Below are 10,735 nucleotides of genomic sequence, written 5' to 3'. Positions count from 1 at the left end.
GCCTTCCCCTGTCCGAAGTTACCTCACCTTCAGACAAGACTGAGATGATTTTGCCTTCCCTTGTCTGAAGTTACCTCTACTTTGAACACAACCGCGATGATTTTGCATTCCCCTGTCCGAAGTTACCTCACCTTCGGACAAGACCGCGATGTTTTTGCCTTCCCCTGTCCGAAGTTACCTCACCTTCAGACAAGACTGAGATGATTTTGCCTTCCCTTGTCTGAAGTTACCTCACCTTCGGACAAGACCGCCGTGATTTTGCCTTCTCCTGTCCGAAGTTACCTCACCTTCGGACAAGACTGCGATGATTTTGCCTTCCCTTGTCCGAAGTTACCTCACCTTCGGACAAGACTGCGATGATTTTGCCTTCCCTTGTCTGAAGTTACCTCACCTTCGGACAAGACCACGATAATTTTGCCTTCACTGTCCGAAGATTTGATGTTGTTTTTGCTCAGTTGCTTTTTTTGACAATGAATATGATTCGTATATGTTTTTATTTTGATAATGGGGCTGTTTGGAACATAAAAAGGAACTCGTCAGTGTTGAAGTGACACTGAACTTTTTTCTCCTTTTTAAGGCTTTCATAGTTCTCTTTTCTTTTTCATTAACGCTAACAATTTTTTGTCTAACTCCTCGTACATCGGGTCATCCTTTGAAAGTAAAGATAATTTGCCGATTGTCGCACTTATCTCATTGTCAAGTAGTAGCTTTTCTTCTTCCTTGTTTTGTATTGTCTTAGGTTCTTGATGATTTTTTTGCTGATATTCTTCTAGTCCCATCTCAACTCTTTTAATGACTTGATTGTCAAAAACAAGTAGTTTCTCACACATTTTTTTAAGAAAATAGTGATCGTGGGATACCGTTAAAATTGTACCTTGAAAGGACTGTAACATTTTTTCTAATGATTCCCGACTTACAAGGTCAAGGTGATTGGTTGGTTCATCTAATATCAGTATATCAACTTCATCCAATAAAAGTTTAACAAGCTTAATTCTCGTTCGTTCACCTAAGCTTAATGTGGAGATGGGCTGTTTGATTTTATCTGCATTAAACCCGATGTTTGCAAATATCGTTCTAGCTTCACTTATCTCGTCTCTGACGGTAATCCCAAGATATTCTAGAATGGTCTTCGTTTCCTCTAAATCTGTCACATCTTGAGATAAATAGCTAATTTTCAAAGAATCACTTTTCCATAACTCCCCACTTGAAATCCGTTCTTCACCCATTATTATGCGAAGCAAGGTCGTCTTCCCACATCCATTTTCACCAAGTATGCCTATTCTTTCCCCAAACTTTACATAAAAGTGGCTATTCTGAAACAGGATTCTTTCTCCAAATTGCATTTCTCCATTTTTCACTTCAACTATTCGTTTTCCTCTCTTTTTATTTTGTTTGAAGTGAAATTGCAGCTCATCCTTTTCGATCGGCTTTTCAATTTTATTCTTTTCAAGCTCTTTTTCAAGCCGTTTCATTTTTGACTTAATTTGTTTATCCATTTTCTTTGCTTTAACCCGATAGAATTCCTTAAAACCTTCTTTTTTCGTCGATTGGCGATGCGCTTTATCCGACCAAGTTTGTAAATTGCTCATTTGGTTTTCTATTTTTTCTTTATGCTTTTGCTGAATGTCGTAGCGATGAAGCTGGCTTTGATACAACCTTTCTTTCTCCTTATAGTAATTCGTATAATTTCCTTGATAAATGAATGAATTGCCTCCTTCAATCTCCAAAATTTGACTAACCGTTTGATCAAGAAAATATCGGTCATGTGAAATAACTAGAATGGCTCCCTGATATGCCTTCATTTCTTCAATCAGCCATTCCACACCTTTAAAATCAAGATGGTTTGTCGGCTCATCAAGTATTAAAAGGTCAGAGGACGATGACCATACCTTTGCAAGGGATAGCTTTGTTTTCTCTCCACCACTTAAATGTACTGCTCTTTCTTGGTCCCAGGTGTGTACCTTCATTAACCCTAGTTGACTCGTTTGTTCCAATATCTCCCCGGAAATAGTCGCTTCTTCGATTTCTTCATATGTTACTTCTGCAGCCTGTTTTACATATCCAATTGAAATAGGGCCAAAAGGCATGTCAATTGACCCTTTATCCATTTCTATCTTCCCAGTTATGATATTTGCTAACGTTGTTTTACCTGAGCCATTATCCCCGACAATCCCAATTCGGTCCCCTTTTTGGACCGTGAATTCAATATTATTTAAAATAATCTTATCTCCGTAACTTTTTTGAATCCCGGTCATCTTTAAAATCGTCATAAAAAAACCTCCCTAGACGGTATCTAGAGAGGACGTATTTTCCCATCACAAATAAACGTACATTTATAATGTACTAATGGACATGGAAATGGGCAGACTAATCCTATTCTCTAGATACACGTTTTTTCTTTAGAGGATGTTCAAAAGTCCGGTGAAAATGACACATCGAATTTCTGCGTTGACTTGCTTCTCCGTTCCTCACGTATTAATTGCATACGCTCCGGTACTCAAAGCTGCGTCGCCTTGAACTTCTTGGTCCTTTTCATCCTGCTTTTGGACTCTCATTCTTTTTGAAAAATCGGTACGAAAATAAGATTAGTTATCCATTGCCCCTTACCCATTCCTTTCGAATTTAGTTAACTTTAGTATATATTTTTTGTTTATTTCCTGTCAATTCCTACTAACAAGATTCCGCCTTTTCCCTAATTGCCATTATTCGCTATAATAGAAGGTATTCACCTTTAATTAGGAAAATATGTACTATTAAAATGAGGAGTTTTTATGGAAAAAGTTGAGGTTTTTATTTTATCTGGTTTTTTAGGAAGTGGTAAAACCACTTTATTACAAAATATTCTTACTCAAGAAAAGCAATTAGGTCGAAAAGTTGCTGTAGTTATGAACGAATTAGGTCAGGTTTCGATTGATTCAAACGCAGTTTCAGATAGCACTCCGCTTAAAGAACTGCTTAATGGATGTGTATGCTGTACGATTCAAGGACAGCTTGAGGTTCATTTGCAAGGACTATTACAGGATTATGACCTAGATGCTATCTACATTGAAACAACGGGTGTTGCACATCCAATTGAAGTATTAGATGCATGTATGTCACCGCTTTTTGCCGATCAATTATTTGTTCAATCAATTGTAACCCTAATTGATGTGATTCGTTGGAGAGAAAGAGATTCCCTAAGTCCTCAATTACAAATGCTATTACGCGAACAGATTCGTCATGCGGATGTGCTTTTACTTAATAAAATCGACCAGTTATCTGAAATGGAACAAGGACAAATGCTCTTTGAAATTCAATCCATCAACAGCGAGGCAAGAAGTTTGCTAACGAAGCATGCATCGGTGAAGCTTGATGATCTCCGTACAATTAAAAAAGCTGAACGAAAACCACATGAGCGAGCACATGTACATCTCGATTTGAAGCTAAAAACATTTGTGCATACATTTTCAAATGCACTTGATCTCGATTTGTTTGAAGAATGGCTCAGAAAGATGCCTGAAACAATATACCGAATTAAGGGCTATTTAAAGTTTACCCATTCGAACAACACATATTTATTTCAATACTCCTATGGAACACCCATTTACTTAAAAGAGTTGATGAATTATAAACCAACTTTGGTATTTATCGGTGAAAAATTAGACCCAACATGGATGAAGGTCGAAATGGAGAAACTACAGGAAGAAAGTTTGAAGATTGAATAGTTTCTTAAGGAAAAATTTAACCCGTTTTAATGTCATTGTGAAGTTGTTCTGAATAATTGTGACCAACTGGCCAAGATTCTGACCTAACTAAAGTTAATTTTCCCCTACCCATATTAAGGAATAATATTGGTCTTGATTCCCAAGCATGTTTATTTTATTACGTGGAAAGTTAATTATGAGTAATCATTTGGTTACTCAAAAAACTTCTGTCGGGAGTGATGTATCATGGCAAGAAACAAACTATTGGTTCCTGGTAGCGAAAATGCTCTAGATCAAATGAAAGAAGAAATCGCCAATGAGTTTGGAGTTCAGCTTGGTGCAGATACGACCGCACGTGCGAACGGCTCTGTTGGAGGCGAGATGACGAAACGCCTTGTTGCAATGGCGCAGCAGCAGCTTTCAAACGGTTCACAACAGTAACAATTCACCTATAAGGGGGTCCATATACTGGGCCGCCTATTTATTACAATTAAAAAACCGTCATTCCCCTAGAAATGAACGGTTTTTTCAACATATAATTCATCTGAAGTCTTCATCACTGTTGGATTTCCCTTTGCCTCAATCGTTCTTACCCCAAGTAAAATCATTCCCACCACTAACAGTGCAAACAGTACTACAATAATACAATTTTTAACTAATGCCATCTTACCCACCCTATCGTTTTTAAACCTTCTATTTTATCCACTTTTTTCCGACATGACCATTCTATTCACGAAAACGATTTTTATTCCTGTTTATTAAAAAATGTGTAAAACATCGTTGTTTTCCTCACTTTCCTCTCAATTTGGACATATGATGAAGAAAGGAGGGAAAAATCATATGGAAAAAATGTCTATATTATTTTTAGCTTGTATTTTAGCAGGTTTTGCCCTTATTAAAGTAACAGAATATGATAACGTATTAACTAGCCTACATTCCGTATTTACTCTAGTTGGGGCAATTACAATTATCGTATTCTCATTTGTTCTAATCTTTAAAGGAATATTAGCCTTATTAGGTAAGTGATAAGCTACTTTGGCTTATCCTTTTTAAAATTTTAGGGGTTTGTACCTTTCACAATTCCATAGGAGCCATATGCTAGTACTACGAAGATGAACGAAGGTGGTGCAAAGCATATGGCTTCTATCTTTTTAGGACCGATTGAAATTAACAGCAATGAGGGTATTATCATCACCGGTAATTCCTTTTATGTCTCCCCTACTTCAACCAGTAAAACAATCGCTGGGTCGGGATCATTTAATACAGGTTTTCATGTGACAAACAATAATCGTGTGAGTACTTCAAATACCCTTGACCCGGATGGCGTCGACTCAAATGTTGTTTCCGGCACATAAAAACCGTCTACCTATTAGGTAAGACGGTTTTTAATGTTATACGTACATGGCTTCTACTTGTTTTTGAAGTTCAGTATTTTCAAGGTATTCATCATATGTCATTTGCTTATCTACAAGACCATTTGGTGTGATTTCGATAATACGGTTTGCAATTGTTTGAACGAACTGATGGTCATGCGATGTAAATAATACAGAACCTTTAAACGCAATTAAACCATTATTTAAAGCTGTAATAGACTCAAGGTCTAGATGGTTTGTTGGGTCATCGAGTACAAGCACGTTTGCACCACTTAGCATCATTTTTGAAAGCATACAACGTACCTTTTCTCCTCCAGATAGCACGCTTGGCTTTTTCAATACTTCTTCCCCTGAGAATAGCATTCTGCCTAAGAATCCTCTTAGGAAACTCTCACTTTGATCATTTGGAGAGAACTGACGAAGCCAGTCCACTAATGTTGGCTCATCTCCATTAAAATATTTCGTGTTGTCTTTAGGGAAATAAGCTTGTGATGTAGTCACACCCCATTTGAATGTACCACTGTCTGCTTCCATTTCACCCATTAAAATCTTGTATAATGTTGTGATTGCAATTTCACTTTTTCCTACAAATGCTATCTTGTCGCCTTTGTTCATAATAAAGTTCACATTATCAAGTACTTTAACACCATCAATTGTCTTTGTAAGACCTTCTACACGTAATAAGTCATTACCGATTTCACGCTCTGGTGTGAATCCGACAAACGGATAACGACGAGAAGATGGTTTGATATCATCAAGTGAAATTTTATCTAAAAGCTTTTTACGGGAAGTTGCTTGTTTAGATTTAGATGCATTTGCACTAAATCGCGCAATAAATGCCTGTAGTTCTTTAATTTTCTCTTCTTTTTTACGGTTTGCATCTTGAGCCATTCTTGAAGCAAGCTGGCTTGATTCATACCAGAAGTCATAGTTTCCAACATAGATTTGGATTTTTCCATAATCGAGGTCAGCCATGTGCGTACATACCTTGTTTAAGAAATGACGGTCATGGGATACAACAATAACAGTATTTTCAAAGTTAATTAAAAATTCTTCAAGCCACTGGATTGCTTTTAAATCCAGGTTGTTAGTAGGTTCGTCTAGTAATAGAACATCTGGCTTACCAAATAAAGCTTGGGCCAATAACACTTTTACTTTCTCAGAACCTGTCAATTCTGCCATTTTCTTCGCATGAAGATCTTCAGGTATTCCTAGTCCTTTTAAAAGGATAGCTGCCTCCGATTCAGCTTCCCAACCATTTAACTCAGCAAATTCCCCTTCAAGCTCAGCAGCTCTCATTCCGTCCTCATCTGAGAAATCAGGCTTCATATAGATTGCGTCTTTTTCTTGCATCACTTCATATAGACGAGCATGTCCCATAATTACAACTTTAAGAACTTCATGTTCTTCATATTCAAAATGGTTTTGTTTTAAGATCGCGAGACGCTCACCTGGTGTCATATGCACGTCACCTGTTTGTGGTTCAATCTCACCTGAAAGAATCTTTAAAAAGGTAGATTTTCCGGCACCATTTGCACCTATTAGTCCATAACAATTTCCCGGTGTAAACTTTATGTTAACATCTTCAAAAAGCTTGCGGTCACCGTAACGCAAACCTACATTTGTAACTGTAATCATGTAGTATAAATCCTCCATTTCATATCATTGCTACTGATTATACCATTTTCATAGAAACAACACTAGTTTTCGGTCCATAGTTTGTTGACATAAGACCCATCCATATTGTGACAAGTTTTTTTCCGAAAAATAGAAATGACCCTTCCCACAGTATTCCTGCAAAAAGAGTCATTAAAACAAACCACGTTTTTCTTTTTTTATTTGTTTACAATCAAATAACATCATTCTTATTAATGGTCTCCTGTTCCTGTTTTTTTGGTGGCAATTCGTTTGGCAGATCTGTTTGTTTTCCTGCGCCAAATCCCTGTATAATTTTTTCACCGCCGTAACCTGCTAAAATCGAAAGGAATATGACTCGAAAAATCGATTCTGTGTCACTTGAAGCTACAATTAATACTGCTGCAATGGTTCCAATAAGCATTTCTTCTAAGAATCCTAGGTAGATGAAGCGTTTTGTTACACGAGGTTTCTCTATTTTCCCCCTTTTTTTAGCATGTCCCAGTAAGCCCATAGAGCCACCAATAAAGATTGCTAGCACGAGATGCAACAACATGTCATCACCCCCTAAAGTCCAGATTGGGTAATGCTTGACCTTAGGCAACAAATGGAAGCTTCCTTATTAACATTATATGCCAATTATGAATAAGAAAGCTTGGGTATATTTTCCGAAAATTACGAATACTTTCATGCTACCAATGTCCCATTTTCATTCTAAAAACTATTTCGACCCCCTAAAGGACTGCATATAACTACCTAGCCACTCTTCCGTTTGTCATAACTTGGATAAAATCAGTTATGAACTTTTCATAATCAATGCGTAATGCAATCCGATCTAATGTTTCAACAGGCTCCTTGTCCGGATTAGCACGAAAATCCGCGACGCTCACTCCTTTTAAAATCCCAGACATTTCGATCCTTACTCTACGTCTTGCATATTGCATAATGGATGGATTTACAATTGCGCTAAGGGCAACAACATCATGTAGTGGTGTCCCTTTAATACCAGGCATGCTTTTCTTATAGAATTCATAATAATAATCAAAAATTGGACGAATCAAATTTCGGTAAGGATTATTTGTTCCCTGCCTTACAATTTGATCAACAATTTCAGAAGTTAAGATAGCTTGGATGGTTACATTAAGAGGATGTATTGCCAAGTTATGTGCACGTTCACAGATAAGATTTGAGGCAATTGGGTCACCATAAAAATTGGCCTCTGCTTCAGCGGTGACATTTCCAGGAACAAAAAAAGCCCCTCCCATTATATAAAACCCCTTAACTTTTTCCATCACCTCACCACCCAGGATGAAGGCAATCGCAAGAGATGTTGATCTTCCTACATCGACAATATAGATTTCGTTTTCATATTTTTCGATTATTTTAAAAATCTCATCAAAGTTTAATAACTCAGCGGTAGGAAGTGTATCAGGTGGTTGAATCGGGCCAAGCCCCTCTTCCCCATGTATTTCAGGGTAATACGCTGTGACCTCTCCTGATAATGGTCCCTTTGCACCTGCTATAATTGGGATATCCGTTTTGCCTGCAAGCGATAATAGATAAGCAACATTTTGAGTAGCTTGTTCTTGTTTTACATTACCATAGCTAGGAACGATTCCAACAATCTCAATCTCTGGATTAAGCAGTCCATACATAATTGCGATCGAATCATCAATTCCTGGATCCCCGAAAAACAGTACCTTTGCTGTCATTAACACCGCTCCCCTTTCAAAAATCATTCATAATATTCACTATATGTTGGGATGTTAAAAAAAACACCCACTTCGCTATGACACGAAATGAGTGTTTTGAAAAGTATTATTTTGCAAATCGATGATTTCCAATGACAGTTGTTACTTCTCTATCCATCATAAATGGATTTGAGCTTTTATCTGGATTAAAGAAAAATAATGACCCTTTTCCTTGTCCGCGGAACGTAATGGCTTCGTCTACTGCACGTTTTGATTCTTCATCAGCTGGCTGGTTGATTGAACCATCAGCTACAGGGCTAAATGCAAATGAACCGCCAGTTGTTTTTTCGTATATGACTTCTTTAATCGTATTAGGGAATTCAGATGAGTCGACACGGTTTAACACTACAGTAGCCACTGCAACCTTACCTGCATATGGCTCCCCTTTTGCTTCCGCATGTACAAGTTTTGCTAGTAATTCCTTATCTTGAGTCGTCACTACCTCTGGTATTTCAAGCTCTTCACCTGGATAGATCATATCACTTGTTCGGTTATTTGCTTTCTTAAGATCTAAAACTGATACTCCATACTTCATGCCAAGATTCCAAAATGTATCACCTGTTTTTACAGTATGAGTTGCTGCCGATGCACTCACACCTGATGCTAATAGGGTAAATGTTAATGCTGTTGCAAATCCAATCTTTTTAAGGTTTTTCATGTTTTTTCCTCCTAGTAATCGTCGTTTTTTGCTCTACTAGAAGGTTAACAGCTGTAATATTTCGTTTCATTGCCCAAAAAGTGGTAGAATACTTGAGCCTTACAGACACTTTGCCTCAAAATATGAGTGGAAAAAATATCCTCGCTAAATATACCACCTATATATTGGTTAGGATGGAAAAATACAGATTGAATTTTACAAACATCTCAGTCATGTTATTAACATAAATAACATTTTACTGTTATTTCATTATCATCTTAATCAGCTTCAAACCATGTTTGGTTGTTGAGTAGCGCAAAGGAAGGTCAAACTTTGTCGTTTGCTTCATGATCCCTTTTTCATGAGAAAATACATCAAAGCTTCCTTTCCCATGGTAGGCACCAATTCCACTATCACCTACACCGCCAAATGGTAAATGGGGTGAAGTAAAATGGTAAACTGTATCATTCACACAACCACCACCGAAAGAGATGGATTCTAGCACTTTATTTTGCACTCGTTCCACTTCTGAAAAAATATATAACGCAAGGGGTTTTGGGCGTTTATTAATCTCATCAATGGTTTGTAGGATATCATCGTATCCCATTACAGGCAAAATTGGACCAAAAATTTCATCTTCCATGATCGGGTGTTCCCATGTAACATCAGTTAAAACTGTAGGCTCAATCAAAAGCTTATCAACATCAGCATCTCCACCATAGAAAATAACCCCACTATTATGGATAAAGGAAGTGAGTCGATCAAAATGGCGCGCACTTACAATTTTCGTAAACTTACTTTCTTTACTTAAGGCATTCCCATACAATTCCTGAATAGCCTCTGTTAACAGATTCAGAAATTCTGCTTTCACTTCATTATGAACATACAGATAGTCTGGTGCGACACAAGTTTGTCCAGCATTTGTATACTTCCCCCATGCAATTCGCTTTGCCGCATATCGAAGATTCGCATCTTTGTGGACAATACAAGGACTTTTCCCTCCAAGTTCAAGGGTAACAGGTGTTAAATGTTTAGCTGCAGCCTCCATAATCACTTTTCCAACGGCCACACTACCTGTAAAAAAGATATAATCTGTCTTTGCCTCTAAAAGGGCCGTGCTTGTCTCAACACCGCCTTCAACAATTGCTATGTAATCCTCTTGAAAATGTTCACGAATCAGTTTTGTTAGTAATTCAGACGTTTTTGGGGTTAGCTCAGAAGGTTTTAAAATCGCACAATTTCCTGCTGCTATTGCCCCAATTAATGGTGCAAATGCAAGCTGAAATGGATAATTCCAAGGGGATATGATTAAGACCACCCCATATGGTTCTGGATAAATATAATTTTTACTTCCAAAACCTGATAAGCTTGTTTTTACCTTTCTTGGTTTCGCCCATTTTTCAAGATGCTTCATCGTAAACCTAAGCTCTTCTAACACAAAGCCAATTTCGGTTGCATATGATTCAAACTCGGATTTGTTTAAATCTTTATGTAATGCGTCCATAATTTCCTTTTGATTTGTTTTTATAATGTTTCGAGTCTTTTTAAGAGCTTCCATTCGATAAGCAACTTCTTTTGTTTTCCCTGTAGAAAAAAATTCGCGCTGCTTTTTTATTAATGCACCATAGCTTTCCACTACATCTCCCCCATTTCAAC

The 10,735-nt window shown here is 37.4% G+C and carries 11 protein-coding genes; 4 read left to right on the top strand and 7 right to left on the bottom strand.

All coding sequences use genetic code 11. The features are described from left to right. Positions 1-581: 581 nt before the first annotated feature. Complete coding sequence (abc-f, locus tag ACR65M_RS04755) at positions 582-2,270, bottom strand: ribosomal protection-like ABC-F family protein (protein ID WP_341332209.1); 1,689 nt, start codon at positions 2,268-2,270, stop codon at positions 582-584. A gap of 501 nt (positions 2,271-2,771) precedes the next feature. On the opposite strand from abc-f, the gene ACR65M_RS04750 reads away from it, so the two are divergent. Continuing rightward, positions 2,772-3,704, top strand: a complete 933-nt coding sequence (locus ACR65M_RS04750) for a CobW family GTP-binding protein (RefSeq protein WP_341332210.1) — start codon at positions 2,772-2,774, stop codon at positions 3,702-3,704. 225 nt (positions 3,705-3,929) lie between these two features. Beyond that, positions 3,930-4,124 (top strand): small, acid-soluble spore protein, alpha/beta type, encoded by a 195-nt coding sequence (locus tag ACR65M_RS04745; protein ID WP_121445252.1) that lies wholly within the window; start codon positions 3,930-3,932, stop codon positions 4,122-4,124. 68 nt (positions 4,125-4,192) lie between these two features. Here ACR65M_RS04745 and ACR65M_RS04740 read toward each other — a convergent pair whose 3' ends face one another. Next, positions 4,193-4,348 (bottom strand): hypothetical protein, encoded by a 156-nt coding sequence (locus ACR65M_RS04740; protein ID WP_165918085.1) that lies wholly within the window; start codon positions 4,346-4,348, stop codon positions 4,193-4,195. Positions 4,349-4,523: 175 nt separating this feature from the next. Between ACR65M_RS04740 and ACR65M_RS04735 the strand changes: the two genes are divergently transcribed. Further along, on the top strand, positions 4,524-4,709 hold the full coding sequence (locus ACR65M_RS04735) for a hypothetical protein (RefSeq protein WP_341332211.1): 186 nt from the start codon (positions 4,524-4,526) through the stop codon (positions 4,707-4,709). 110 nt (positions 4,710-4,819) lie between these two features. Further along, positions 4,820-5,038: a spore germination protein gene (locus ACR65M_RS04730; RefSeq protein WP_440272688.1), complete on the top strand. Its 219-nt coding sequence runs from the start codon at positions 4,820-4,822 to the stop codon at positions 5,036-5,038. A 36-nt stretch (positions 5,039-5,074) separates the two neighbouring features. On the opposite strand, the gene ACR65M_RS04725 is transcribed toward ACR65M_RS04730, so the two are convergent. From ACR65M_RS04725 to ACR65M_RS04705, 5 genes are all read right to left on the bottom strand, one after another. After that, positions 5,075-6,694: an ABC-F family ATP-binding cassette domain-containing protein gene (locus ACR65M_RS04725; protein WP_341332212.1), complete on the bottom strand. Its 1,620-nt coding sequence runs from the start codon at positions 6,692-6,694 to the stop codon at positions 5,075-5,077. A 211-nt stretch (positions 6,695-6,905) separates the two neighbouring features. Further along, complete coding sequence (locus ACR65M_RS04720) at positions 6,906-7,247, bottom strand: DUF4257 domain-containing protein (protein WP_121445256.1); 342 nt, start codon at positions 7,245-7,247, stop codon at positions 6,906-6,908. A gap of 196 nt (positions 7,248-7,443) precedes the next feature. Continuing rightward, on the bottom strand, positions 7,444-8,403 hold the full coding sequence (locus tag ACR65M_RS04715) for a nucleoside hydrolase (RefSeq protein ID WP_341332213.1): 960 nt from the start codon (positions 8,401-8,403) through the stop codon (positions 7,444-7,446). Positions 8,404-8,509: 106 nt separating this feature from the next. Then, on the bottom strand, positions 8,510-9,100 hold the full coding sequence (locus ACR65M_RS04710) for a cell wall hydrolase (protein ID WP_341332214.1): 591 nt from the start codon (positions 9,098-9,100) through the stop codon (positions 8,510-8,512). Between the two features lie 241 nt (positions 9,101-9,341). After that, on the bottom strand, positions 9,342-10,715 hold the full coding sequence (locus ACR65M_RS04705) for an aldehyde dehydrogenase (protein WP_440272687.1): 1,374 nt from the start codon (positions 10,713-10,715) through the stop codon (positions 9,342-9,344). Positions 10,716-10,735: the final 20 nt, after the last annotated feature.

The organism is Ferdinandcohnia sp. SAFN-114, assembly GCF_059415045.1.
Note: the sequence above shows the minus strand (reverse complement) of the source record. Positions and strands in the feature narration are given on the sequence as shown.